Origin of the sequence: Paraburkholderia sp. Cpub6 (assembly GCF_014201065.1) — a bacterium.
Classification (GTDB): domain Bacteria; phylum Pseudomonadota; class Gammaproteobacteria; order Burkholderiales; family Burkholderiaceae; genus Paraburkholderia; species Paraburkholderia tuberum.
On sequence record NZ_JACHDM010000003.1, the window covers coordinates 342345 to 366504 of the forward strand.

At 63.1% G+C, this 24160-nt stretch carries 23 protein-coding genes and 1 pseudogene; 16 read left to right on the forward strand and 8 right to left on the reverse strand.

Going from position 1 to position 24160, the window contains the following annotated elements; genetic code table 11:
* Nucleotides 1-19: 19 nt before the first annotated feature.
* Entirely contained in the window at nt 20-970 is a 951-nt protein-coding gene (locus HDG33_RS08435) for an alpha/beta fold hydrolase (RefSeq protein WP_184023923.1), read from the forward strand.
* A 34-nt stretch (nt 971-1004) separates the two neighbouring features.
* On the opposite strand, the gene HDG33_RS08440 is transcribed toward HDG33_RS08435, so the two are convergent.
* Nucleotides 1005-1796, reverse strand: coding sequence for a DUF2182 domain-containing protein (locus HDG33_RS08440; protein WP_184024299.1), 792 nt, complete (start codon nt 1794-1796; stop codon nt 1005-1007).
* A gap of 2 nt (nt 1797-1798) precedes the next feature.
* Nucleotides 1799-2401: a DUF1326 domain-containing protein gene (locus HDG33_RS08445; RefSeq protein ID WP_184023925.1), complete on the reverse strand. Its 603-nt coding sequence runs from the start codon at nt 2399-2401 to the stop codon at nt 1799-1801.
* A 344-nt stretch (nt 2402-2745) separates the two neighbouring features.
* Between HDG33_RS08445 and acnB the strand changes: the two genes are divergently transcribed.
* Nucleotides 2746-5331 carry a bifunctional aconitate hydratase 2/2-methylisocitrate dehydratase gene (gene acnB, locus HDG33_RS08450; RefSeq protein ID WP_184023927.1) on the forward strand — a complete coding sequence of 862 codons (2586 nt, stop codon included), beginning with the start codon at nt 2746-2748 and terminating at the stop codon, nt 5329-5331.
* A 141-nt stretch (nt 5332-5472) separates the two neighbouring features.
* Here acnB and HDG33_RS08455 read toward each other — a convergent pair whose 3' ends face one another.
* Nucleotides 5473-6414 carry an alpha/beta hydrolase gene (locus HDG33_RS08455; RefSeq protein ID WP_260330364.1) on the reverse strand — a complete coding sequence of 314 codons (942 nt, stop codon included), beginning with the start codon at nt 6412-6414 and terminating at the stop codon, nt 5473-5475.
* Nucleotides 6415-6532: 118 nt separating this feature from the next.
* Here HDG33_RS08455 and HDG33_RS08460 point away from each other — a divergent pair, with 118 nt between their 5' ends.
* The 3 genes from HDG33_RS08460 (at nt 6533) to HDG33_RS08470 (ending at nt 9394) form a co-directional block, all read left to right on the forward strand.
* The gene (locus tag HDG33_RS08460; protein ID WP_184024302.1) at nt 6533-7450 is read left to right on the forward strand and encodes a LysR family transcriptional regulator; all 918 of its coding nucleotides are present in this window, start codon (nt 6533-6535) and stop codon (nt 7448-7450) included.
* A 283-nt stretch (nt 7451-7733) separates the two neighbouring features.
* Entirely contained in the window at nt 7734-8102 is a 369-nt protein-coding gene (locus HDG33_RS08465; protein WP_184023933.1) for a YciI family protein, read from the forward strand.
* Nucleotides 8099-9394 carry an RNA polymerase sigma factor gene (locus HDG33_RS08470; protein WP_184023935.1) on the forward strand — a complete coding sequence of 432 codons (1296 nt, stop codon included), beginning with the start codon at nt 8099-8101 and terminating at the stop codon, nt 9392-9394. The genes HDG33_RS08465 and HDG33_RS08470 overlap by 4 nt, the downstream gene beginning before the upstream one ends.
* A gap of 34 nt (nt 9395-9428) precedes the next feature.
* Here the strand turns inward: HDG33_RS08470 and HDG33_RS08475 are convergent, their stop codons facing one another.
* Nucleotides 9429-9608 carry a hypothetical protein gene (locus tag HDG33_RS08475; protein WP_221311332.1) on the reverse strand — a complete coding sequence of 60 codons (180 nt, stop codon included), beginning with the start codon at nt 9606-9608 and terminating at the stop codon, nt 9429-9431.
* 129 nt (nt 9609-9737) lie between these two features.
* Between HDG33_RS08475 and HDG33_RS37220 the strand changes: the two are divergent.
* Both HDG33_RS37220 and HDG33_RS08485 read left to right on the forward strand, forming a co-directional pair.
* Nucleotides 9738-9836 (forward strand): annotated as a pseudogene (locus tag HDG33_RS37220) (IS5/IS1182 family transposase); the annotation flags it as partial.
* A 278-nt stretch (nt 9837-10114) separates the two neighbouring features.
* Nucleotides 10115-10687, forward strand: coding sequence for a winged helix DNA-binding protein (locus HDG33_RS08485; protein ID WP_184012166.1), 573 nt, complete (start codon nt 10115-10117; stop codon nt 10685-10687).
* Between the two features lie 22 nt (nt 10688-10709).
* Here the strand turns inward: HDG33_RS08485 and HDG33_RS08490 are convergent, their stop codons facing one another.
* Genes HDG33_RS08490 through HDG33_RS08505 form a run of 4 tightly spaced genes read right to left on the reverse strand, consistent with a single transcriptional unit; the run spans nt 10710 to nt 15884 of the window.
* The gene (locus HDG33_RS08490; RefSeq protein WP_184023939.1) at nt 10710-12107 is read right to left on the reverse strand and encodes an amidase; all 1398 of its coding nucleotides are present in this window, start codon (nt 12105-12107) and stop codon (nt 10710-10712) included.
* Between the two features lie 19 nt (nt 12108-12126).
* Complete coding sequence (locus tag HDG33_RS08495; RefSeq protein ID WP_184023941.1) at nt 12127-13452, reverse strand: M20 family metallopeptidase; 1326 nt, start codon at nt 13450-13452, stop codon at nt 12127-12129.
* 34 nt (nt 13453-13486) lie between these two features.
* Nucleotides 13487-14509 carry a ring-hydroxylating dioxygenase ferredoxin reductase family protein gene (locus tag HDG33_RS08500; RefSeq protein ID WP_184012160.1) on the reverse strand — a complete coding sequence of 341 codons (1023 nt, stop codon included), beginning with the start codon at nt 14507-14509 and terminating at the stop codon, nt 13487-13489.
* Nucleotides 14510-14534: 25 nt separating this feature from the next.
* Nucleotides 14535-15884 (reverse strand): Rieske 2Fe-2S domain-containing protein, encoded by a 1350-nt coding sequence (locus HDG33_RS08505; protein ID WP_184023955.1) that lies wholly within the window; start codon nt 15882-15884, stop codon nt 14535-14537.
* Between the two features lie 474 nt (nt 15885-16358).
* Between HDG33_RS08505 and HDG33_RS08510 the strand changes: the two genes are divergently transcribed.
* The 9 genes from HDG33_RS08510 (at nt 16359) to HDG33_RS08550 (ending at nt 24113) form a co-directional block, all read left to right on the forward strand.
* A complete protein-coding gene (locus HDG33_RS08510; RefSeq protein ID WP_184023958.1) occupies nt 16359-17432 on the forward strand; it encodes a porin in 1074 nt (357 codons plus the stop codon).
* A gap of 115 nt (nt 17433-17547) precedes the next feature.
* The gene (locus HDG33_RS08515; RefSeq protein ID WP_221311333.1) at nt 17548-18663 is read left to right on the forward strand and encodes an alcohol dehydrogenase catalytic domain-containing protein; all 1116 of its coding nucleotides are present in this window, start codon (nt 17548-17550) and stop codon (nt 18661-18663) included.
* A 28-nt stretch (nt 18664-18691) separates the two neighbouring features.
* Nucleotides 18692-19237: a cupin domain-containing protein gene (locus HDG33_RS08520; RefSeq protein ID WP_184023960.1), complete on the forward strand. Its 546-nt coding sequence runs from the start codon at nt 18692-18694 to the stop codon at nt 19235-19237.
* Between the two features lie 26 nt (nt 19238-19263).
* Complete coding sequence (locus tag HDG33_RS08525; protein ID WP_260330365.1) at nt 19264-19761, forward strand: bacteriohemerythrin; 498 nt, start codon at nt 19264-19266, stop codon at nt 19759-19761.
* A 20-nt stretch (nt 19762-19781) separates the two neighbouring features.
* A complete protein-coding gene (locus HDG33_RS08530; RefSeq protein ID WP_184023962.1) occupies nt 19782-20525 on the forward strand; it encodes an SDR family NAD(P)-dependent oxidoreductase in 744 nt (247 codons plus the stop codon).
* Between the two features lie 40 nt (nt 20526-20565).
* Complete coding sequence (locus HDG33_RS08535) at nt 20566-20931, forward strand: BON domain-containing protein (RefSeq protein WP_184023965.1); 366 nt, start codon at nt 20566-20568, stop codon at nt 20929-20931.
* 88 nt (nt 20932-21019) lie between these two features.
* Nucleotides 21020-21199, forward strand: a complete 180-nt coding sequence (locus HDG33_RS08540; RefSeq protein WP_184023968.1) for a Tar ligand binding domain-containing protein — start codon at nt 21020-21022, stop codon at nt 21197-21199.
* Between the two features lie 125 nt (nt 21200-21324).
* Nucleotides 21325-22680, forward strand: a complete 1356-nt coding sequence (locus tag HDG33_RS08545) for a cytosine permease (protein WP_184023971.1) — start codon at nt 21325-21327, stop codon at nt 22678-22680.
* A 119-nt stretch (nt 22681-22799) separates the two neighbouring features.
* Nucleotides 22800-24113: a Rieske 2Fe-2S domain-containing protein gene (locus HDG33_RS08550; RefSeq protein WP_184023983.1), complete on the forward strand. Its 1314-nt coding sequence runs from the start codon at nt 22800-22802 to the stop codon at nt 24111-24113.
* Nucleotides 24114-24160: the final 47 nt, after the last annotated feature.

A 24160-nucleotide genomic window follows, 5' to 3' on the forward strand; every position in this document is an offset into this window, starting at 1 on the left:
ACCCAGAGGAGTTTCGTTAGTGAAAACACATTACTCGCCGGTGCCATCAGGGAGTTCCGGAATCGTAAGCACGTTGCCAGTAGCAAGGCCCGTTGCGGGGCTAGCAGGATTCGAGCACAAGTTCGCGACCGTAGACGGACTGAGGCTGCACTACGTCACCGGTGGAAACCCACAGGGCGACGTGGTCGTGTTGCTCGCGGGCTTTCCCGAGAGCTGGTTCGCCTGGCGCAAAGTGATGGGACTGCTTGCAAAGACCTACCGAGTCGTCGCACCGGACCTTCCCGGACAAGGTGATTCGGATCGTCCGATGGACGGCTACGACACACAAACCCTTGCGAGCCATGTTCACGGTTTGCTCCAGCAACTGGGGATGACCCGGTACTGTCTTGCTGCACACGACATTGGAGCGTGGGTGGCTTTTCCTTACGCTGTAATGTTCGGCGACGAGGTCCGGCGACTCGCGCTGCTGGATGCGGGGATCCCCGGCGTGACGTTGCCTGATGCGTTGCCGAGCGCGCCCGAGCGTGCATGGCGCACCTGGCATTTCGCATTTCACGGGCTACCGGACCTGCCGGAAGTGCTGCTCGCCGGCAAGGAACGTGAATACCTCGACTGGTTCTTGCGGCGAAAGGCGGCCAATCCCGATACTTTCACTGACGCCGATATCGATGAATATCTACGCATTCTCAAGAAAGACGGCGGTTTACGCGCGGGCCTTGCGTATTACCGGGCCGCGCATGTGTCCGCCCAACAGAATGCAGAACTGAAGCAACGAGGCATGCTCGACCTGCCACTGCTGACGCTCGGTTCCGATCAAGGTTCCATCGCCGATATGGCAACGCCTTTGAGAGCCTTTTTCACCGACGTCCAAGGCCGCACCATCAGTCACTGCGGGCACTTCATTCCAGAAGAACAACCGCGCGCGGTCGCTGACGAACTCACCGCGTTCTTTGGAAGCGCAGAGGGGTAACGGGGCTACGTGGGCGCAAGATGCCGCGCATGGCTCAGGCGATGGGGGCGTGCTGTACGACGATCCATGCGGACCATACAAGCAACGCAATGCCGAGCGGCTTGCCGATGGAGCTGCCCCAGCGGAAATTCTTCTCGGCCGACATGATCGCACCCAGCGCCAGCATCCAGCCGACGCTGCCAGTGCCGACCGCGAACATCAGCAGCATCAGGGCCCAACAGCAGCCGATGCAGAAAGCGCCGTGACTGATGCCGAGCGCAAAGCTCTCGCGGCGCGCGCTCCTGCCGCGCCAATGCTCGGTGATGAACATCAGCGGCGAGCGGCATTTGTCGAGACATCGATGCTTGAGGCTGCTGAACTGATAAAGGCCAGCGAGCGCGACGATCGCGGCGCCGATCAGCCAGCCGTTTGCAAGCAAGCTCGCAGACTGGTCCGCGACCAGATGGAGCGCCGCGTCGAAGCCGTGCGCGAGCACGCCGAACAGCGCCCACGTCAGCGCATAACCGACGATCAGAAGCGCCATCAGCGTGCGCCGGTTTGCGCGCGCGACGGTCATCCGCCGGAAGGTGTCGAAGAGCGGGAAGGCGGTCGGGAGCATCATCGCCGCGATCATCAGCAGCCATGCGACGCTGTGCAGCAATGCCGCAATCGTGAGGCTCGCGCCGGGCACCTCACGGCATATCGCGCCGACGAGCGGCAGTTCGGCCCAACTGGCATGACGCAGAAAACGCGCATAGGGCCCCGCGTCCCATATCCATAACGCGATCCACGCGCTGCCCGTCAATGCGACGAAGAGCGGCGCGAACAGCCGCGAGCGTGCGAGCATCTTCACGACGCGAAGCTGAACGATCCCTGAATGGCGTTATGTCCGGTCAAGGCGAGGTCGAGAGCGAGCTTTTCGTGCCGCAGGCGGAATGCGTTCGCCTTGCCGACGAAAGCAGGGGAGCCGGGTATCGTCGAAAAGATGCTTTCGACCAGTTTGGTCGGCTCGCCGGTCGGGCCGCGATAGGGCTCCAACTCGGCCTCGATGGCTTCGCCGACTTTCATCCTGCCCTTGCCGTCGACGACCGCGTATTCGATCGGCGCGCGTTCCACGGACACGACTTCGCCGATCAACTTCACGAGATCCGCGAGGGGGCCACCGCGCTCGCCACGGTGCACGCTAACCAGGGCGTCGAATTGCGCGTCGCTCGCGCGCTCGTCGACGAACATCGCGACGCGCCAGCCGCCTTTGAGCACGTTGCCGGGAATGAACGCCGCGAACGCGATCGTCAGGCCCGATACATCGACGCCGTCGATCATGCCTTGCTCGTAGTGGTACGCAAGCGCGCTGCGGCAAATGCCGTTATCGGGATCTTCTCCGATCCAGCACGGACACAGCACCTTGCATTCACACACTTCGAGGATGCTGCCCATCAGTTGATAGCTCATTCACGCCTCCGCTGCCGGTTGGATCCGGCCGGGAAGAAGATCGCCGGACATCCTCTGTTGTAGCCGTTAAGCGGGCAGGAATCAAAGTGTTCGGGGCACTGCGAATGATTGAAGCGGCTTACACAGTCGGTGCTTTTGCGGTGCAGGAGGGGGGCGCGGGGTCAGATTGGCGGGCCTGAAGTGCATGGCGCATCGACGATTTCCGCGCGCAACTCTTATATAAGACATAAGACATTTGACCTTGCATGGGTATTGCAATTAGAATCGCGATCGAAGCAGTGCCCGGCACAGCTTGGAGTGCCTTAAAAGCCTTTCCCTGAAACGCAAATACCAGCAGGTCCCCCATGCTTGAAAATTTTCGTGCTCACGTGGCCGCACGCGCCGCGCTCGGCATTCCTCCCCTGCCGCTGACGGCTCAGCAGACCGCCGAGCTGGTCGAACTCCTGACGAACCCGCCCGCTGGCGAAGAGCAGACGCTGCTCGACCTGATCACCAACCGCGTGCCCGCCGGTGTGGACGAAGCCGCCCGCGTGAAGGCAGGCTTCCTCGCCGCCGTGGCCAACGGCCAGACCGCCTGCGCGCTGATCTCGCGCGCCCGTGCCACCGAACTGCTCGGCACGATGCTGGGCGGCTACAACATCCAGCCGCTGATCGAATTGCTGTCCGACGCCGAAGTGGGCACCGTGGCCGCCGACGCGCTGAAGAAAACCCTGCTGATGTTCGACCAGTTCCACGACGTCAAGGAACTGGCCGACAAGGGCAACGCCAATGCGAAGGCCGTGATGCAGAGCTGGGCCGACGCCGAATGGTTCACGGGCCGTCCGGAAGTGCCGCAAAGCCTGACCATCACCGTCTTCAAGGTGACGGGCGAAACCAATACCGACGACCTGTCGCCGGCCCCGGATGCGACCACCCGTCCGGACATCCCGCTGCACGCACTGGCAATGCTGAAGAACGCGCGTCCCGGTATCACCCCGGAAGAGGACGGCAAGCGCGGCCCGGTCAAGTTCATCGAGTCGCTGAAAGAAAAGGGCCACCTGGTCGCGTACGTGGGCGACGTGGTCGGCACCGGCTCCTCGCGCAAGTCGGCCACCAACTCGGTGCTGTGGTTCACGGGCGAAGACATCCCGTTCATCCCGAACAAGCGCTTCGGCGGCGTGTGCCTCGGCGGCAAGATCGCCCCGATCTTCTACAACACGATGGAAGACGCCGGCGCTCTGCCGATCGAACTCGACGTGTCGCAGATGGAAATGGGCGACGTGGTCGAACTGCGCCCGTACGAAGGCAAAGCCCTGAAGAACGGCGCAGTGATCGCCGAGTTCCAGGTCAAGTCCGACGTGCTGTTCGATGAAGTGCGCGCCGGCGGCCGCATTCCGCTGATCATCGGCCGCGGCCTGACCGCCAAGGCACGCGAAGCGCTGGGCCTCGCCCCGTCGACGCTGTTCCGCCTGCCGCAGCAGCCCGCCAATAGCGGCAAGGGCTTCTCGCTGGCGCAGAAGATGGTCGGCCGCGCTTGCGGTCTGCCGGAAGGCCAGGGCGTCCGTCCGGGCACGTACTGCGAACCGAAGATGACCTCGGTCGGCTCGCAGGACACCACGGGCCCGATGACCCGCGACGAACTGAAGGACCTGGCGTGCCTCGGCTTCTCGGCCGATCTCGTCATGCAGTCGTTCTGCCACACCGCCGCTTATCCGAAGCCGGTGGACGTCAAGACCCACCAGACGCTGCCGAACTTCATCAGCAACCGTGGCGGCATCGCGCTGCGCCCGGGCGACGGCGTGATCCACTCGTGGCTGAACCGCATGCTGTTGCCCGACACCGTGGGCACCGGCGGCGACTCGCACACGCGCTTCCCGATCGGCATCAGCTTCCCGGCCGGTTCGGGTCTGGTCGCCTTCGCGGCCGCCACCGGCACGATGCCGCTGGACATGCCGGAATCGGTGCTGGTCCGGTTCAAGGGCAAGATGCAGCCGGGCGTGACCCTGCGTGACCTCGTCAACGCAATCCCGCTGTACGCGATCAAGCAAGGCACGCTGACGGTTGCCAAGCAAGGCAAGAAGAACATCTTCTCCGGCCGCATTCTCGAAATCGAAGGCCTGCCCGATCTGAAGGTCGAGCAAGCGTTCGAACTGTCGGACGCTTCCGCCGAGCGCTCGGCCGCCGGTTGCACGGTGCACCTGAACAAGGAGCCGATCATCGAATACCTGAACAGCAACGTCACGCTGCTGAAGTGGATGATCGCCCAGGGCTACCAGGATCCGCGCAGCCTGCAGCGCCGCATCAAGGCGATGGAGCAGTGGCTGGCCGACCCGCAACTGCTGTCGCCGGATGCCGACGCCGAATACGCAGCCGTCATCGAGATCGATCTCGCCGACATCCACGAGCCGATCGTGGCCTGCCCGAACGATCCGGACGACGTGAAGACGCTGTCGGACGTGGCCGGCGCGAAGATCGATGAAGTGTTCATCGGCTCGTGCATGACCAACATCGGTCACTTCCGCGCCGCGTCGAAGCTGCTGGAAGGTAAGCGCGACATCCCGGTCAAGCTGTGGGTGGCCCCGCCGACCAAGATGGACCAGAAGCAGCTGACCGAGGAAGGCCATTACGGCGTCTTCGGCACGGCTGGTGCGCGTACCGAAATGCCGGGCTGCTCGCTGTGCATGGGCAACCAGGCACAGGTGCGCGAAGGCGCGACGGTTATGTCGACGTCGACCCGTAACTTCCCGAACCGCCTCGGCAAGAACACGAACGTGTACCTCGGCTCGGCGGAACTGGCGGCGATCTGCTCACGCCTCGGCAAGATCCCGACCAAGGAAGAGTACATGGCCGACATGAGCGTGCTCAACGCCAACGGCGACAAGATCTATCAATACATGAACTTCGACCAGATCGAGGACTTCAAGGAAGTCGCCGACGCCGTGACGATGTAAGTGTGCTGTCGGGCTACGGCGTGTGGTTCGCGTCGTAGCGCCACGAAATGGCGCCGTGGGCTGAATGCCTGCGGCGCCATTTTTTTCGGCGTTCGAGTCGAGGTCCGCGCGGGCCAGCCTCGCCGGGATCGCAGAGGAATCTCAGGGCCTGGCGATAGCCGATCCGCATCGCAAGACAAACCCCGCGACCTGGTCCAACGCGTATCGGGCGCTTGCAAGCTCGTCGGTCGAGCGCTGGAACACGTGATGGAGTCCCTCGTAGATTTCCAACTGCACCGTGTTTCCCCGCTGCGCAGCGGCAGCCGCGTAGCACCGGGCGTCGTCGAGCAGCAGTTCGTCCGTGCCGACCTGAATGGCGATCGGCGGCAGATGTGCGGGAAGGTGGTACAGCGGCGACGCGCGTCGGTCCGCGGGATCGGCTGACCCAAGGTACGCGGCGGCGGCATCGGCGAGTATGGGCCGCGTCAAGACCGGGTCGCGGGTCTCTTCACTGCGCGACGACGGGCCCGTCAACGCAAGATCGAGCCACGGCGAAAAAGTGGCCACACAAGAAACGTTCATCGACCGGCCTCCATCAGCGCCCAGCGCCGCAAGCGCGAGCCCGCCGCCTGCCGAGTCGCCAACCAGCGCGATGTCGCGAATGCCTGACTGCGCGATCCACCGCAACGCTTCGATCACGGCATCGTATGCCGCGGGAAACGCATGCTCGGGCGCAAGCGGATAGTCGAGAACGAAGGTGTCGATGCCGGCACGCACGGCGATCTGACTCGCCAGGCCGCGATAAGCCGTGGCAGACCCGAGTACGAACGCGCCTCCGTGCAGAAAGAGGATCGCGCGGCCGGCCACGGCGGATTCGGGGCGAATCCACCAACCCTTTACGTCCGCGCTCTCGACTCTTTCAAGATCGACGCCATCCGCTATAGGCGTTTGCGCCGTCATCGCGTCGTAGGCCTCACGCGAGGCTCCGCCGAATTCCGCAAAGAGTCGCTGAGTACGGTCGAGCACCGATATCGCCGCCTCTCGGTCGTCGTCACGCAAGGGGTGCCGCATCTCGATCAGGTTGGTCTGCTGTACGACGCTCATCATTTGCTCCTTCGTTAGTGGTGGTCGATGGGCAGACGATATCGATTCCGCTCAGCGTCCAGAAGAAGGCCGAACGGAATACAATCAATTCCATTCTGGAAGTTTTGGGAGGCAAGGAGTGGACCGTCTGGATGCGCTCAAACTTTTCGTCCGCATCGTCGAGAGCGGGAGTTTCGCTGCGGCGGCGCGCGAAATAGGCGTGGGCCAGCCCGCGGTCAGCAAGCAGATCGCGTCGCTCGAACGCCATCTTGGCGCGCAACTGGTCAGGCGCACGTCGCGCAGCATGACGCTGACCGAGACGGGACAATCGGTCTATGAAGCGGGTTTGCGCATCATTGGAGATTTCACGGAGCTCGAATCGTCCGTAGGGCGCGGTCAGGTTTCGCCGGCCGGGATGGTCCGGGTCACCGTGGCGCCGGTTTTTGGCCGGCTGTATGTGGTGCCGCGCCTGCCGGCATTTTTCGCCAGGTATCCGAACGTGTCCGTGGACCTGTCGGCCACGGAGCGAACCGTCAATCTGGTCGAGGAGGGCTTCGACCTTTCGATCAAAAGCGGGCGGCTTGCCGACTCTTCGATGATTGCAAGGCAGCTGGCATCGAGCCCAGTCGTTGTCGTCGCAACGCCGGATTACCTCGAAAAACACGGGCGCCCCGAACGGCCACAGGATCTCGCCCGACATGCCTGCGTCGTTTTCGCGCAGCTGCGCGAGCCGCGGGCGTGGCGCTTCGAAAAGGTCGACGGTCCCGGCTTGCACGTCCCGTCCGGCAATTTTCACACCGGCGACGCGGAACAGATTCGCGCTGCGGTGCTCGCCCATATGGGACTGGTTCAAGCGCCGGCATGGCTCTTTGCGCCGGAGATCGCGAGCGGTGCGGTCGTCAGCCTGTTGCAGGATTTCGCGCCGGCGCCGATGCCCATCCACGCCGTTCATCCTGCGGGCCGACGATTGCCGACCAAGACCCGCGTATTTATCGATTTCGTTGCGGAAATTTTGACGTCTGATCCCGGTCCGGCCTTTGTCCCGGTCAGGGCCTAGCGAGTATTCCGCCGACACCGGATCATGCCGAACAGGGATCGCGGTCCGGCCTTACCGCGCCGCAGCCAATCCCCGGTCGACAAGGCACTTGGCCCGTCCGACAATGCTTGGCGAAACACGGTCGAACCGGCTGCGATCCAAGCGTCTTTTTCCAATGCGGCATGGGTCCCAGGCGGTCGTCCGCAATTTTTTTGACGCCCCTGTCCGTCAGCATGCGGCCCGCGCGTCATTGTGATGGCGGCCGATGCAATTCATCCGCCTCAACCCCAGGACGGAGGCTCAAATGGAATACCTGTTGATGATCTACTCGGAAGAAAACGGCTGGAACAAGATGACCGAAAGCGAGCGGCAGCAAGGCGTTGCCGCCTATCATGCGTACACCGAATCGTTGAAGAAAGCGGGGGCTCTGGTGGGGGCCAACCGGCTGCAGCACACGAACACGGCCACCACGGTGCGGCTCGTCGACGGCAAGCCGCAGGTGCTCGATGGACCGTATTCCGATTCGAAGGAGCAACTCGCCGGCTACTACCTGATCGACGTGCCGAACCTCGACGCGGCGATGTCGTGGGCGTCGCGTTGTCCCGGTGCGGCGCACGGCGTCATGGAGGTGCGCCCGGTCTGGACCGCCCCTTACGAGGCACCCACTGCATGAGTGCGTCCGGCGGCGCCCTGGGCGATGACGGCGCCGCGCGTTCGATTGCCGAGGCGGTCGCTCGCCGCAGCTACGGCAAGCTCGTCGCGCTGCTGGCGATGCGCACGCGCGACGTCGCCGCAGCCGAGGACGCGCTCGCCGACGCATTCGCGGCCGCGCTCGCGGACTGGCCGGAGCACGGCTGTCCCGCTAGTCCGGAAGCGTGGCTGATGACGGTCGCGCGCCGTCGGGCGATCGACGGCGCGCGTCATCGCCAGGTCGGCGACGACGTGGCGAACCAGTTGATGATCCTCGCCGACGAGATCGACGAGAGTGAGGCAGGCGCGTTGCCCGACCGGCGGCTTGCGCTGCTGTTCGCGTGCACGCACCCTGCGCTAGAGGCCGCGATTCGGACGCCGCTGATGCTGCAAGTGGTGTTGGGGCTGGAAGCGAAGACGATTGCGTCGGCGTTCCTGATGTCGCCCGCCGCGATGAGCAAACGTCTCGTGCGGGCGAAGACCAAGATCCGCGAAGCGGGCATTCCGTTCAGCGAGCCCGAGCGCGAGGAGCTGCCCGGCCGGCTCGACGCGGTGCTCGAAGCGGTCTATGCGGCGTATGCGGAAGGTTGGACGGACCCGGTCGGCGGCGATACCGAGCGGCGCGACCTCGCGGACGAGGCGCTGTATCTCGCGCAACTGCTCGTCGAATTGCTTCCCGACGAACCGGAGACGTTGGGCCTGCTCGCGCTGATGCTGTTTGCACAGGCGCGGCGTGATGCGCGACGCGATGCGGCTGGCGACTACGTGCCGCTGTCGGCCCAGGACCCTGCAACGTGGAACGCGCCGATGATCGACGCGGCGAACGCACTGCTGCGGCGCGCGAACGCGCTCAACGCAATCGGGCGCTTTCAGCTCGAGGCCGCGCTGCAGTCGGCGCATGTGGATCGCTGCCGGACGCGTCGCCCGAACTGGGACGAAATCGTGCAGCTCTACGATGGGCTGCTCGCCATTGCAGCGTCGCCGGTGGTCGCCGTGAACCGCGCGCTTGCCGTGGCCGAACGCGACGGCCCGCAGGCGGCGCTCGACGCACTTGCGCCGTATGCGGACGACCCGCGGCTGGCCGACTACCAGCCCTACTGGGCCGCACGCGCCAATCTGCTCGCGCGTGCCGGCGCGACTGCGCAAGCACTCGACGCGTACGATCTGGCAATCGGCCTTGAGCGTGATCCGGCCGTGCGCCGGTTCCTGCAGCGCAAGCGAATGGAGCTTGCATCGACGAGCGGGACCTTCACGCGCGGTGCGGAGCCCCCATAAGAGACGCCTGAATGGAGCGGCTTGGCGATATCGATCAGATACGCCTGGCATTCCCGAATGCTCTTGAGAACGCGCGCGTTCTGTCGCGCGTCGGATTGCCAAAGATCTGTTCCGGCGGTCCTTCTTCATAAACTGCGCCGTCGCACAGAAAGCAAACCTTTGATGAAACCTCACGCGCGAAGCCCATTTCATGTGTCGCGAGCAGCATCGTCATGCCTTCGCTCGCGAGATCGCGCAGACGCCGAGCACTAACTTTGCGTCACAGACAGGCCCGCGAAATGAAAGCAGGTTCCAACGACTCGCTGGTCAAAATCCGGCTCATGGCAGCGGGGTATTTGCCGCCCTGGCTGATGATGCCGATGTCGACGGAGTATTCATTGACAGCACCATCGTTCGTGCCCACCAGCGTGCCGCTGGCTCGCTCAAAAAAGGCGACCAGGCGCTGGATCGGTGCTGTAGGCGCTAGCTGAGCAGGTCTATCCGACCGTAGGCGCGTAACGACAGACGCCCCGGCATGCCGAACCGAGGGTTGGTATACTATCGCTTCAAAACCAATTGGTAGTTGATAAAAGATCGACAGCCAATCTTTCGCGTTTGGTGGCGGGCAGTTAGGCCGTGGCCCGCTGTCGGAGCCGCACGCAGCACATTGACGCGTATTGGAGCGTTCCCAGCCTTGCCGGGCGGCACTGGCTGTTGAAACCATGGAAGGTTGAGCGAAGTATGGAACCCAAGTTTTACCGCGGCTGGCACCTGGCCAAATCGGACACGGAGTACAAGGCTACGGAGTTCGAGTGGGCGTTGATCCGCTTTTACGAGTCGTTTTCGCGTTTTGTGCTGACCACGGGCATGATCACGATCGCGGCCGACGTTGATATCAAGTATCAGGAGCATGTGATCCTGCACGTGATCCGCATGCAGGATCGTCCGAAGAACAGCGCGACCATCGCGCGGCTGATGAATCGGGATGACATCCCGAACATTCAATACAGCTTGCGCAAGCTGGAATCGGCCGGCCTGATCGAAAAGCTCAAGGACAAGAACAGCAAGACCTACTCGTATACGGCGAGCGAGCTTGGCGTCAAGCTGACCGACGAATACAACAAGGTCCGGCAGGAGATTCTGGTCAAGCGTTTCGAGGAGATCAGCGACGTCGACGAGAAGTTCGAGCGCGGCGCGCGCTTCATGTCTCTCCTGACCGGCATTTATGAGGAAGCGGCTCGCGATTCGGCGACCATCACGCCCCAAACCGACGAGCCGCCGCCGAAGCCGAAGGCTTCGCGCAAGTCCGCTTAACCGGCAACCGCGGCCGCGCAAGTCACAGCGCCGGATGCAACCTGTGCCAGTCGCTAGCCTTCTGGTACGCCATGCCGGCGCGGCACAGCAGGGCTTCGGCGCCATGAGCCGCAACGAACTGGAAGCCAATTGGCAGGCCGCCCTGCGTGAGCCCGCATGGCAGGGCGATCGCGGGATGGCCGCTGGAGTTGAACGGTGCCGTGAACTGGATCAGGCGCGCATTGAGTTCCGGGTCCTGCGCGAGCGCGCCAAGCTGTTCATGCGTGGGCGCGGCGAACGGCTGCATCGGCACGATCAGCAGATCGATCCCGCTCATGAGCCGGTTGATCTTTCCGCGTAGCGCGGCACGGTTCAACAGGACCTGCTGATACGCCATCCCACTGGTTTCGCGACCAATCTCGATCAGGCGCGTAAGCGCTGGCCCATAGTGCGCCGCGAGCCGCGGATAGGTGTCGGCATGGGCCACCGCCACTTCCACACCGCAGTTGACCTGCCACTCGTCGACTACCGTGCGCACATCGGGAACGCGCACTTCTTCCACCTGAGCGCCGAGCGACTTCACCACTTCCACGACCCGCGCGAGCGCGTGCACGATGACGTCGTCGGTGCCATTGCTGTTCCACTCGGCATCGATGCCGATTCGCAGTCCGCCCAGATCGTGCGCGTCGTCCGGCAACACGAGTCTGGCCTCTGGCAACGAGGTTGGGTCGAGTGGATCGTGCCCGGCAATCGCACCAAGCAGCAGCGAGGCATCGGCTGCACTGCGCGCCATGGGGCCCGGATGATCGAGACTGGCGCCGAGTGCGAACACGCCGTGACGGCTCACGCGTCCCCACGTCGGCTTGATGCCGGTGAGACCGTTGGCTGCAGAGGGAAAACGGATCGAGCCGCCCGTATCGGTACCGAGCGACGCGTAGCATAGCCCCGCCGCCGTCGCGACGCCGGAGCCACTCGACGACGCGCCCGCCCAGTGCCCCGGATGCCACGGATTGACCGGCTCTGCGATCTCGGGGTGATGCGTTGCGAATGCGCCCTCCGTGAGCTGAAGTTTGCCGAGCACGATCGCGCCGGCATCGCGCAGCCGCTTGACGGCGGTCGCGTCTTCGGTCGGCACGAAGTTGCGATGAATGGTCGTGCCGGCGGCAGTCGGCGAACCCGCGCACCAGTACAGGTCCTTCACCGCCAGCGGTACGCCGTGCAGCGGCCCGAGCGCCTCACCATTCAGCACTTTTCGTTCGGCTTCGCGCGCGGATGCGAGCGCCTCGTCACGCATTACGAGCGCGTAGCTGTGCAGCGTGGGGTCGAGCCGCTCGATGCGTTCTAGCATCGCGGTCGTGACTTCCACGGGGGAGATCTCGCGCGTGGCGATCAGGCGCGCCAACTCGCGCACCTCCATGTAGTGCAGTCCGGAATGGGACATGGTCAATCTGCCTCCGTACTCAAAGTCCGAGCTCTGCGCGCTGCCGCGTGAGCGTATCGATCACGGCGTACATGATCTTGTGCGCGCAAGGCATCAGGTCGGGAATATAGGTCGCGCCCATGCCGCCCAGCCCCTCGGCCACCGGCACCGGCGAGCCTTCGGCGGGCCATGGCCAGCCGATGCGCGCGGTCGGAATGCCGAAGCGGCGCAGCGCGGCACCGTCGGTCTGGCCGCCGAGCAGGTCGGGCGTCGGATGCGCACGCTGCTCGATATGCTCCCAGCCGCGCCGCGCGGACTGCACGATCCAGTTCGACGGGGACGTCGTGCCGCCGGGCACGGAGCCATACATTTCCCAGTCGAGATCGAAATCGGGATGACGCTCCCGTAGTGCCGCGACGAATGCGGCGAACTGCGCCTTCACTTCGCCCGGTGAGGTACGGGGATTGATGCGCACGTCGAAGAAAATCTCGGTGACGGCCGAAGGAAACGCCGGCCGTTCAGGCCAGCCCGCCCGCACGCCCGAGATCCAGCCGTGCGGCTTGACCGCGCCGGACGTATTGCGCTCGGCGTACTCGATCAGCCATTGCTCGAGTTCGAGTATCACGTGCGCGGCCGGCACGACCGAGCTGCGAAAGCCCGGCGTGTCGCGCGGCACGCCCGCGTAACCGAGTGTGCCCTTGACCTTCAGCTTGAACCAACCCATGCCGGGTTCTTCGTGATAGACCCAGTTCCAGGGCTTCATCACGATCGCGAAGTCGGGCGCTACGCCTCGGCTCAACAGGTGCGTGACGCCTGCGGACATGCCCGCGTGGTCGCGCGCGGCGAGGTCGACGGGCATGCCGCCATCCGCCATCGCGACGATCAGGTCGCCGACCAACGGCACGTCGGCCTCGATCAGAGCGGTCGCGACTTCGGTCAGCGTGGCGATCATCCCTTTGGGGTTCGACGCGCCAAGGCCGTAGACCCAGTCACCTTCCATACGTGCGCGCGGCTTGAGGTCCGCGAAATCGGGCGGACCGATCCACGGGTCGTCGCTTTCGTCGCCCTCGAGATGGGTGTCGATGGGCGCGTAGAGCAGCAGCGCGGCACCGCCGCCGCTGCCGCGTTTCTCGGCGACGACGTTGCCGGTGCGCTCGTTCATGGGTCGATAGCTTGCGCTCAGGCCGACGCTCGCCAGATGCCCGACCATGAACTGGCTCGCGTCGCGCGCGGCGCCGGTCGGGCTGTGAATGTCCGTGAGTTTGAACAGCAGCTGTTGCAGCCGCCGCGCGTCGAGCTTTGCGCAGGCCCGGTCGTACCAGGCCTGTTGCTCGGAAGAAAAGGGCAGTGGTGTGGTGCTGACCACGATGGATACCTCCAGATTGCGTTGCGATGCGTGGTCAGTTCGACGGCGCGAACTGTTCGGCGTAGATGTTTTCCGGGCGCAGGCCGAGATTCACGAGCTTTGTCGTGGCCGCCTCGATCATGCGCGGCGGACCGCACAGATAGGCGACGGCGCTTTCGTGCGTCACGTCGGCCTCGCCGATCGCATCGACGGGATTGCCGGCGAGTAGTTCGCCGCTCGCGTGGTGGTCTACCGAGATGCGCGTTTTGAGATTCGGCAGCCATTGCCGGCGCAGCTCCAGATCGTCGAGGCAGAAAAGCTGCTCGGGCGTTGCACAGCCAAAGCTCAGCAGGATCGGCGGCTTGCGTCCGGGCTGGCGACGCAGGGCGTCGATCATCGACAGGATGGGTGCGAGGCCGGTCCCGCCCGCCACCATGATGTGCGGCGCAGGCACCTTCTCACGCAGGAAGAAACTGCCGAACGGGCCTTCGATTTCGAGAACGTCATCGGGTTTCGCCTCCTGCTCCAGCCACTTCGACATCACGCCATCTTCAAGCACACGAATCAGTAGTTCGAGCTTCGGCAGATCGGCTGCCGTGCTGGCGGGCGAATAGCTGCGCGTGACATTTGTGCCCGGCACGCGTACCTGAATGAACTGCCCCGGCTTGAAGTCGAGCCACGCGCCTTCGGCCAGTTCGAGCCGCAGGCGCACGACGTTCGACGCCACCTTCTCGACGCTGTCGACGAATGCGTGCGCCTTGACCGCCTGCACGTCGGCCGCATCGCTCGCATAGTTCAGCGTGAACGTGCAGTTGGTTTCAGGTTCGGTCAGGCACAGCAGCCGGTCGCCGGCTTCGTATTCGCTGCGCAGAAGCGTCGAGCTGGCACCCGCGCGCATGCCGGCGCGGCCCTCGACAAGCTTCGCCATACAGCTCGAACAGGATCCCGACCGGCACTGGTGGATGACCGGGATACCTGCGGCGAGAGCAGCGTCCAGCACGCTCTCGCCCTGCTGCACGGCAACCGATGTCGCTTTCCCGTCGCGAAAGCTCAATGTGACGTTTTTAACGGAAGACATACGGATACCTTCAGTACTGCTGTGATTAATGATCCTCTTCGATCTTCTCGACGAAGTACGAAGGACGTTTGCCGTCTGCGGTTCGCTTCATGCGGATGCTCGACGCCTTGATGGTGCCGTCGATACCATTGCCTGGCTTGGCGATGCCACGATTCCAGCGCGAAGCAATCTTGCGCCAGCTGATCGGCGATACGTCGGTTGCAACGAGTTGTTCGTTGTCCCAGCCGGTGCCATCGGCATAAAAATCCTGCATCGCTTCGCGTGCGTACAGGTCGCAGTTGTTGAAGCCATGCAGGCACAGCGGCTTGAACAGATAGTCGTAGCGATACTTGAAGTCCTTGCGCTCCTTGTCGGTCGGGCACACGCGCGCGAGGATTTCCCAGTACTCGTAGGTGTCGTCCGTGATCGGCACATACCATTCGAACTGGACGACATGCTCTTCCGGCCAGTTCTCGACCATCAGCACGCCAGGCAGGAACACGGAGGTGCGGTACGGGCGGGCATTGACGTTCTCGACCTTGAGGTCGACTCTCTCGTTCTCGAGGACGGGGTTCCACTTCTCCGTGAAGAGCCATTGCACGAGGCCCTTGGGACCGTTCTCGTCTTCGACCGGCGCGATGCAGTCGTCCGCGGTCGGCACGATGCCAAGCGGCAGCACCCAGTCCTTCGCGTGAATGATTGCGTTGTCCTTGTGCACGAGGATGTGCGCGTTATCGAAGCCGTTTTCGCAGGCAATGCGCCAGTTCGCGAAACCCGTGCGGTGCATGCCGTACGCGACGACGTCCTTGTCCAGCAGGCTCGGCGCGGACGGCCACAGCGGATGCGGGAAGCGTTCGTCGTTCTCCGGGAAGCGGATGGGCAGGTCGTGCGCGAGCGGTGGCACGTCTTCATCCGGATAGTCGTCTTCGCGCACGAAGACGAAGATCATGCCCGCGACTTCCTCGACCGGATAGGTCGTGATACCTGTCGTGCCGATCAGCTTGTCATCCGGATTGCCGGCGATGGTCGCGAGCTTGCCGCTTTCCAGGTCGAACGTGAACCCGTGGTACCAGCAGCTGATCGTGTCCTCGGTAAGACACATCGGCTTGGCGGAGAGCCGCACGCCGCGGTGAATGCACTGGTCCTTCAGCGCGTAGATCTTGCCCTTCACGCGGCGCAACACGATCTGAACCCCGCAGATCTGGATGCCTTCGACGGCATCTTCCGGCAATTCATGGCTGAAGAGCGCCGGATACCAGTGGTTGATAAAGCCCCATGCCGCGTCCTTGTACGGCTGGTACTGGCTCTGGACTTTCGCGTCGTTGACGCGGGCATCGCTGATCTCGTTGAGTCGCTGACCGGTGCTGCGCCGGCGGACGATGGGCGTGTCGCTCATGGAGTGCTCCTGATGTGTGGGCTGGGGCGCGTCTCGTGACTGCTCACGAGCGCTGATTTCTGTACAGCTTGTCGCGGCTCGATGCGCTTCGCCGTGCGCGTCTCATCCGATGCTGTGAGTGAAGACTACGGAAACATAAATTGACAGTCAATTAATTTTCAATCAATCTTCCGTCGTACATTGATCGTAAATCGATTGAACGTAACGCGATAAAAATCGGCGAACGCCCGTGGGAAGGCGCTGAGCTGGCGATGTGCTGGTTGGAGGCGGGTGCCGCTGTGGACGATCTTCCCAGGGTTGTCCCTAGCGATGCTCCCGCCCAGAATGCATCCCGGACGAGAACCCAGTACCCGAGCAGAGCGACGCGCAGGCAAAAGAAACAACACGAAACGTGTGCTGAAAAGCCGCCGCCTGGCAACTCGCCCGGTCAGCGGGCGCAGCAAAGGCTATTGACGAAAGGAAGAGGAGAACGCGGTGAAAATAAAGAAGTCTGCACTACTGATCGGCCTCGCGCTGGCCGCTAACGCCCATGCGCAAAGCAGCGTCGAGATCTACGGGATCATCGATACGGGCGTGATGTATGTGTCGAACGTGGGCGGTCACAGTAACTGGCTGGCCGACCCCGACACGATGGCGCCGGATTTGTTCGGCTTTCGCGGAACCGAAGATCTCGGCAATGGCCTGAAGGCGATATTCAAGCTCGAAGGTATGTTCAGCCTGAACAACGGCGAATCCACCAACGGGCTGTTCGGACACGAAACCTATGTGGGATTGCGTGACGACCGTTGGGGCACGCTGAGCGCCGGCAATCAGATCGACTTCATGTTCTATTCGCTCGTGGTCGATCACTGGGGCCCGGCCTTCCCGTTCGTCAATTCTCTGGGGCTGCGGCAAGGCTCGTTTTCGGGCCTGAATATTCCAGGGCCACCGGGCAACGGTTCGTTCGACTTCGACCGCACGCTCGGCGCTCCGATCGCGAACTCGGTCAAGTACATGAGCCCGACAGTCGGCGGCCTCTCGATGGGCGCGCAGTACAGCTTCGGCGGACAGGCTGGTTCGTTCGGTCAGGATAGCGGGCAGAGCTTCGGCCTGAACTATCACATCGGCGCCGTCGCGCTGAATGGTGCGTACACATACATCAAGTATCCCGAGTTGAACAACGGCAACGACGGTATCCGCAACATGGGTCTGGCCGCTTCGTGGGTCGTGGGGCCGACCGAGCTCGCCGCGATGTACACGAGCACGCAGAACACGCAGAACGGCGCGCGTGTCGGTGTCTACGAGGCCGACGTGACGTGGACGGCCTCCCCGTTCCTGCACGCGAATCTCGCCTACCAGTACATGAAAGGCAACGACGTCCTGAAAGGCCAGAAGGCCAGTCAGGAGACGTTGTCGGTCCTGTATTCGCTCTCCAAACGCACGAGCATCTACTCAGCGCTGGCGCTGCAGCAGGCCTCGGGCGGTCCCGCCTGGATTTCGCTTGTGCCGGGACCCTCGTCGGGCGGCCGGCAGACGGCGGTCGACATCGGTCTGCAGCACGTGTTCTGACGATATGACCTGACCACGCGGAACCCGTCGCTCAACACACCGAGGCTGTGGCACCGCGCTTCTCGACTGGCGCAAGCCAGTCACGACCCACCAAATACATACAGGAGATACCACCATGAGCAACCACTCCACCATGCGCGCGATGCGTGTACACGAACCCGGCGGCCGCTTCGTGCTCGACACGATCCCGCGCCCTGAACTGCTGCGGCCGACCGACGTCCTCGTCGACGTGAAGGCGTCCGGCGTCGTGCCGAATCTGCGCAACGTAATGAGCAATTACGGCGAGCGTGCTTACCTCACCGTGCCGGATCTGCCCGCTATCTACGGGCTGGATGCGGCCGGCGTGGTTGCCGAGGTGGGCAGCGCCGTGACCGGCCTCGTGCCGGGCGATCGCGTCTATATCAATCCGGGCCGCTCGTGCGGATCGTGCGACGCGTGCCGGACTGGCCAGTCGATCAACTGCGTGGCTTTCACGTTTCAGGGCTACTTCGGCTTTGGCCCGCAATCGAAGGAGATGTACCGGCAATACCCGTACGGCGGTTTCGGCGAGTTCGCAACGGCGCCCGCCGACGGCCTCGTCAAGCTGCCTGAAGCAGTGAGCTTCGAGCAGGCCGCGCGTTTCGGCTACCTCGGCACCGCGTATTCTGGTCTGCGCAAGGCAGGCGTCGGCGCGGGCCGGACCGTGCTGATCGTGGGCGCAAGCGGCACGCTGGGTCTCGGGGCCGTGCAGATCGCACGCGCGATGGGCGCGACTCGCATCCTGTGCGTCGCGCGCAACGAAGCGCTGCTCGCCCGTGTGCGTGCACTCGATCCGCAGCGTATCCGCACGTTTTCGTACGGCACCGGCTCGCTGGCCGACTGGGCCCGCGAGCAGACGGACGGTATGGGCGTCGACGCGGTCATCGACGCGATCGCGCCGGGCGCCTCGCATCAGGTCACGCTCGACAGCATGGCGGCACTCAGGCGTGGTGGCCGGCTCGTCGAAATTGGCGCGATGACCGACCCGCTGCCGCTGAACCTGCACGAGATGATGTGCGCGCAGGTCAGCGTGATCGGCTCGCTCTGGTTCTCGGTTGCCGAAGGCCAGGACCTGGCGAAGATGGCTGCGGCCGGCACGCTCGATCTCGGTGTGTTCGAACACCACCGCTACACGCTCGATCAGGCCGACGAAGCACTCTCGGAAGCAGAAAAACGCGCTGGCGGCTTCGTCAACGTCGTCATCGTTCAATGAAACAGCCCGAATCGAACAGGAGAACATCATGGTAAGACGCGTCGTGACAGGCGAGAAAGACGGCAAGTCGGTCATCTTCTCCGATGGCCCCGTCGCCAATACGCACGACTACGCAGCCGTGCCCGGCTTCCAGACCACGCTGGCATGGGCGACGCTGCAGGGCATGGCGCCCCTGCCGCATGACGGCAAGGACCCGGTGGTCGGCATCCAGTCGGTGGTGCCCGATCCGCATGGCACACGCCTGCTCGTCGTGCAGTTCCCGCCGGACAGCTCGCTCGATTCCGCGGACTTCGACCCGGTTGCGGCTGGCGCGGAATACGAAGCGCATCTGCCTGGCCTCGCCCAGGCGTTCGAACCCGATGGTTCAGGCATGCACCGTACCGCGTCGGTCGACTACGACATCATCGTTTCCGGCGAACTGTGGCTCGAACTCGACGACGGTGAGATGCGCCATCTGAAGGCGGGCGACATCGTGATCCAGAACGGCACGCGCCACGCATGGCGCAATCGCAGCACGATGCCGGCGGTGATGGTGGCGGTATTGATCGGCGCCGAGACGCAGGCAGCGCGGTAACGGCAAACGAAGTGAGAGAGTAAACGATGAGTCAGCAAGCAGAACATCCCCACGACGGGCCGCCCAGGGCACCACGCGCCGAAACGCTGGAATGGAGCGACGCGATGTTGCTAGGTCACGCGCCGATCGATGCCGCGCATGAAGAGTTTGTCGAAGTGGTGACGGCGCTCGCCGGTTGTACGCAGCATACGGCGCTGGCCTGCTTGCAGGCGGTGGAGGCGCATCTGCTGTCCCACTTCGCAGTCGAGCAGGAATGGATGGACAAGACCGATTTTCCCGCCGCCGAATGCCATCTCGACGAGCACCAACGGGTGATGGAGGCCGTGCAAAAGGTGAACGCACTCGCAGCCATTGGCCAGGTCGGCCTGCAGGACGTCAAGCGTCTCGCACAGGCATTGGTCGACTGGTTTCCAGGTCACGCCGACTATATGGATTCGGCATTGTCGGCGTGGATCAACAAGAAGATGTATGGCGGCGCACCCGTCGTGTTGCGACGCGATCTGCAAGTGGCTGAGGCGGCCTGAACGAAGTGACGGAGCTAAACATGATCATGAAGGACAAGGTGGGACTCGTAACGGGCGGCGGCTCGGGCATGGGGCGCGCGGCGGCGCTTGCGCTGGCGCGCGAGGGCGCGATCGTCGTGCTCGCTGGACGCGGTGAAGAAAAGCTTGCGAGCGTGCGCGACGAAATCCAGCGAGCCGGAGGACGGGCGGAAATCCGCTCGGCCGACGTATCGCGTCGCGAGGATAACGAGGCGCTCGTCGCGTTCGTCGAGTCGCGCTTCGGCAGGCTCGATTTCGCATTCAATAACGCGGGCGGCCACGCGGACTTTAAGCCGATCGACCAGACACCGGTCGAAGAGTCGGAATGGGTGATCGATCTGAACTTCAAGGGCGTCTATTACGGCGTCAAGTATCAGGTTGAAGCGATGCTGCGCGCGGGCGGCGGCGCGATCGTCAACAACGCGTCCATCTTCGGCTTACGCGGCATGAACGGCATCGCTCACTACGTTGCAAGCAAGCACGCGGTAGTCGGCCTCACGCGTGCGGTCGCGAAGGAATATGCCGGTAGCGGTATCCGCATTAACGCCGTGTGTCCGGGCGCAACCGAGACGCCGAACTACATGCGCTCGACCGACGGCGACGTGCACCTGCTCGATGACATGATTCCGATGCGCCGCATCGGCCAGCCTCATGAAGTCGCCGACGCGGTGCTCTGGCTGCTGTCCGACAAGGCGGCCTATGTGACTGGCACCACCCTTTCCGTCGACGGCGGCATGACAACCTGAACGACCATTTCAGGCTCACGGGACACAAGGAGAAGTAACGATGAGATCGAATCGTGCAGCACGGTATATCGGCGGCGCGCTTATCGCGCTGATTGCCTTCGGTGCGAATGCTCAGGGCGGCGGTGGAACGGCTTCGACGCCGGCTGCGAGCGCGGCTTCGGACCAGAGCAAAAGCGCGACGCGCGCGGCGAACCGGCAACTGCAGAAGAAAGTGCGCCGCGCGCTGGCTCACACCAAGGGCCTCAACGCGTCGGGCATTGCAGTACGCGCGAACGACGGCGCGCTCACTTTGCAGGGGTGGGTGCCGGAGCAGTCCCAACTCCAGCTTGCGTTGCGCACGGCCCAGGGTGTGCCCGGTGTCGTGTCGGTGAACAACCAGTTGACCATACGACCGGTGGGACAGTGAGACATCGTCCCGGCGCGAGCAATTGGACGTTGAACGATCGCGCCCGGGACGACGAATCAATACGGAATCAGCCAAAAGAAGGACGTGCATGTTTGACGGCATCACCATCAAGTCGCGATTGACCATCGCGATGGCTTTCCTGTGTCTGCTCCTGACCGGGACAGGCATGCTCGGCCTGAGCAGTATTGGCCGGGTGAACGCGTCGTTGAAAGCGGGCCCGGGTCGTGTCTGCATTCAGCGTGGAAGCGCCGGCGGCGGTTTGGGTTGACGCTCGACGGCGTTGGAGAAAGCCCTTCGGTGGAGGGGCCAAAGCGAAGTTGAATCAGCCTCATGTACTTCAGTTGGCTTTACTAACTAATTGTCCGCCGAATGGCGGAACGTTTGGAGAGAGTCATGCCTAGCACGATTGAATTGACGCAGGAAGATGAAGTCGATGTCTCGACCATCAGGGTGCCGGAGAGTTCGCGCATGCCTAAGTTCGCGCTCACCATGGCCTGGTGGGGGCTCTGCAGCGCGATGGTGTATCTGATCATCGGCGCGACGCTGGCGCTTTATTACGGCACGACCAATGCGCTGATCGGGATGGTGATGTCCGTGGTCGTTTATTCGGCCGTGAACTACGTGCTGACGAACTATGCGATCCGCACGGGTCTTTCCGTGTCGCTCTTCTCCCGCGTGCTGTTCGGCAGTGCGGGCGCCGCATTGGCAACGCTGATATTCGCGGCAACCGTCATCTACTATGCCGTCTTCGAGAGTTCCGTTATCGCGGTCGCGCTGAACAGTCTTTTTCCATCCGTTTCCTATCCACTGGCTTGCCTGATCGTGGTCGCCTATAGCGTGCCGCTCGTTTTCGGCAGCGTGCAGAACTGGCTTGACAAGCTCAACGGCGTGCTTCTGCCGTTCTACGCGGCCGGCCTGATCGCGGCTGTGGTAGTGGCGACGTCCACGCACGGCTATAGCCCGGCCTGGATGCATTTCGGCGAGACGAAGGGGGCAGTCGTGTCGAACGGCTGGTGGGACTGCTTCGTCTACTACATGGGCGTGTGGCTGTTCATGCTCGCCGCTTTCGACTTCGCGCGCTTCGGCAAGAAGCAGGACGTCCGTTATCACAGCGTGATCAACTTCGGCATGCCGTTCTGGTTTGTTACGTTTATCGTCAACGGCGTGATCGGGATTTATCTCGTCAGCACGATCCCCGGACAAGGCGCGCTGTCCGAGGTATCGGTCGTGCTCGCGCTGCTCAAGTTGATGGGACTCTGGGGACTCGGCTTCCTCGTCGTCACGCAGACTCGCATCAACACCGCCAACTACTATCTCGCGACGATCAATACGCAGGCACTGTTCGAAGCAGGCCTCGGTCTGAAGCTGCCGAAATTTGTCTGGACGATCGTCGTCGGCGTGATCGTGTACGCGCTGATGCTGTCCGGCATCTTCTCGAAGCTGCTCCTCGCACTCGCCTATCAAGGAGTGTTCGTCGTCGCGTGGGTGGCGGTGGCGCTCGCCCATATCCTGTCGCACAAGTCGGAGCGGACTTCCGACGACGCACTCGAATCGACGTTGCGCAACGTGCCGACCTTCAACTCCGGCGGACTGATTTCGTGGTTTGTCGGCGTCGCGGCGGGCATTGGCGTGATGAGTGGACCGGAATCGCTCCACACGTTTTCCGCGCCGGCAACGTTTGTGGTTTCGGTCGCCGCGTACCTTATGGTGTCGATGCATGGCAAGCGCTCCATCTCCGTCACGACGTAATTCACCTATTTGGCTTCGATAACGGCCAGGCATTGCAGGCTGGCCCACGCACTGATTTGGTCAACCGGGCCGTGCGAACGGCAAGTCCGCGGCGCCCGATTTCATCATGGAGCGAAGTAATGTCAGACCCGACGATCGTCCGCCGCCGCACGGTGAGTGGCGGCAATAGTGGTACATCGAGTCAATACCAGCCCTACAAGGACGCTGCGTGGGGCTTCGTCAATCACTGGTATCCGGCGCTTTTCAGCCACGAACTGACGGAGGACCAGGTGGAAGGCGTGCAGATATGCGGGATTCCGATTGTATTGAGGCGCGCGAACGGCAAGGTTCATGCGCTCAGGGATCAATGTCTGCACCGTGGCGTTCGCCTTTCCGAAAAGCCGATGTGCTTCAACAAGAAGACGATATCGTGCTGGTATCACGGCTTCACGTTCGACCTTGAAACGGGCAAGCTTGCGACCATCATCGCGAACCCCGAGGACAAGCTGATCGGCACGGTCGGCATCACGAGCTATCCGGTGCACGAAGTCGCGGGCATGATCTTCGTCTTCGTGCGCGACGACGATTTCCCGCTTGAGGACGTTCCGTCGCTCGAACAGGATCTGCCGGTGCGCTTTCCGAAGCAAAGCGACCGCTACCCGCACCCGCTGTGGCCGGCCGTGCCCAGTCTGCTCGACGAGAACGCGGTGGCGATGGGCATTCATCGCATCGGCTTCACGAACTGGCGCATTGCGTGCGAGAACGGCATCGACAACGCTCATCTGCTGCTGCACAAGGACAACAGCATCATTCACGCGATGGAATGGGTCCTTCCGCTTGGCCTGCTGCCGAGCGGCGAAGACTGCGTCGAGACCCTCGAAGACCCTGACGGTCCCAAGGGCATGCTGCAGTGGCTCGGCACTGACAAGTGGCAACCGGTGCTGGAAAACAAGGAACTGGGACTGAAAGTGCCTGGACTCGTAGGCCGCCCCTATCGGACTTCGATCGTGTTGCCTGGACTCGTGGCGGTCGAGAACTGGCCGGGCGAACATATGACCCAGCTGGAGTGGTTCGTGCCGATTACCGACGACACGCATGAGTATTGGGAGGTGATCGTGCGCATCTGCAAAACGCCGGAGGAACTGGAGGCGCACAAATATCGCTACGAGCGTGTCTATGAGCCGCTGGCACTGCATGGCTTCAACGACTGCGATATCTATGCACGCGAGTCGATGGAAGACTTCTACGGTGACGGCACCGGATGGGAGAGCGAGCAGATGGTCGCAACGGACATCTCGGCCGTCACCTGGCGCAAGGTTGCTTCGCGCTGGAATCGCGGCATCGCGAAACCGGGACGCGGCGTGCCGGGCGCGCGAAAGGACAGCAGCCTGCGCTTCAAGCGCGCTGCGGACGGCAAGCGGATGACCTACAAGACCGAGCAGATCGAAGACTGATCAGCCCCTGCTACCTCTCCCCTCGGACTTTGCGCCGGGGGAGGGGT

Coding starts and splice junctions, on each gene's coding strand:
- HDG33_RS08515 (WP_221311333.1), top strand. CDS start 17,548: ATGAGCAACCACTCCACCATGCGCGCGATGCGTGTACACGAACCCGGC.
- HDG33_RS08490 (WP_184023939.1), bottom strand. CDS start 12,107: ATGTCCCATTCCGGACTGCACTACATGGAGGTGCGCGAGTTGGCGCGC.
- HDG33_RS08505 (WP_184023955.1), bottom strand. CDS start 15,884: ATGAGCGACACGCCCATCGTCCGCCGGCGCAGCACCGGTCAGCGACTC.
- HDG33_RS08445 (WP_184023925.1), bottom strand. CDS start 2,401: ATGAGCTATCAACTGATGGGCAGCATCCTCGAAGTGTGTGAATGCAAG.
- HDG33_RS08465 (WP_184023933.1), top strand. CDS start 7,734: ATGGAATACCTGTTGATGATCTACTCGGAAGAAAACGGCTGGAACAAG.
- HDG33_RS08535 (WP_184023965.1), top strand. CDS start 20,566: ATGAGATCGAATCGTGCAGCACGGTATATCGGCGGCGCGCTTATCGCG.
- HDG33_RS08540 (WP_184023968.1), top strand. CDS start 21,020: ATGTTTGACGGCATCACCATCAAGTCGCGATTGACCATCGCGATGGCT.
- HDG33_RS08440 (WP_184024299.1), bottom strand. CDS start 1,796: ATGCTCGCACGCTCGCGGCTGTTCGCGCCGCTCTTCGTCGCATTGACG.
- HDG33_RS08525 (WP_260330365.1), top strand. CDS start 19,264: ATGAGTCAGCAAGCAGAACATCCCCACGACGGGCCGCCCAGGGCACCA.
- HDG33_RS08550 (WP_184023983.1), top strand. CDS start 22,800: ATGTCAGACCCGACGATCGTCCGCCGCCGCACGGTGAGTGGCGGCAAT.
- acnB (WP_184023927.1), top strand. CDS start 2,746: ATGCTTGAAAATTTTCGTGCTCACGTGGCCGCACGCGCCGCGCTCGGC.
- HDG33_RS08545 (WP_184023971.1), top strand. CDS start 21,325: ATGCCTAGCACGATTGAATTGACGCAGGAAGATGAAGTCGATGTCTCG.
- HDG33_RS08475 (WP_221311332.1), bottom strand. CDS start 9,608: ATGACGATGCTGCTCGCGACACATGAAATGGGCTTCGCGCGTGAGGTT.
- HDG33_RS08485 (WP_184012166.1), top strand. CDS start 10,115: ATGGAACCCAAGTTTTACCGCGGCTGGCACCTGGCCAAATCGGACACG.
- HDG33_RS08470 (WP_184023935.1), top strand. CDS start 8,099: ATGAGTGCGTCCGGCGGCGCCCTGGGCGATGACGGCGCCGCGCGTTCG.
- HDG33_RS08500 (WP_184012160.1), bottom strand. CDS start 14,509: ATGTCTTCCGTTAAAAACGTCACATTGAGCTTTCGCGACGGGAAAGCG.
- HDG33_RS08455 (WP_260330364.1), bottom strand. CDS start 6,414: ATGAGCGTCGTACAGCAGACCAACCTGATCGAGATGCGGCACCCCTTG.
- HDG33_RS08520 (WP_184023960.1), top strand. CDS start 18,692: ATGGTAAGACGCGTCGTGACAGGCGAGAAAGACGGCAAGTCGGTCATC.
- HDG33_RS08530 (WP_184023962.1), top strand. CDS start 19,782: ATGATCATGAAGGACAAGGTGGGACTCGTAACGGGCGGCGGCTCGGGC.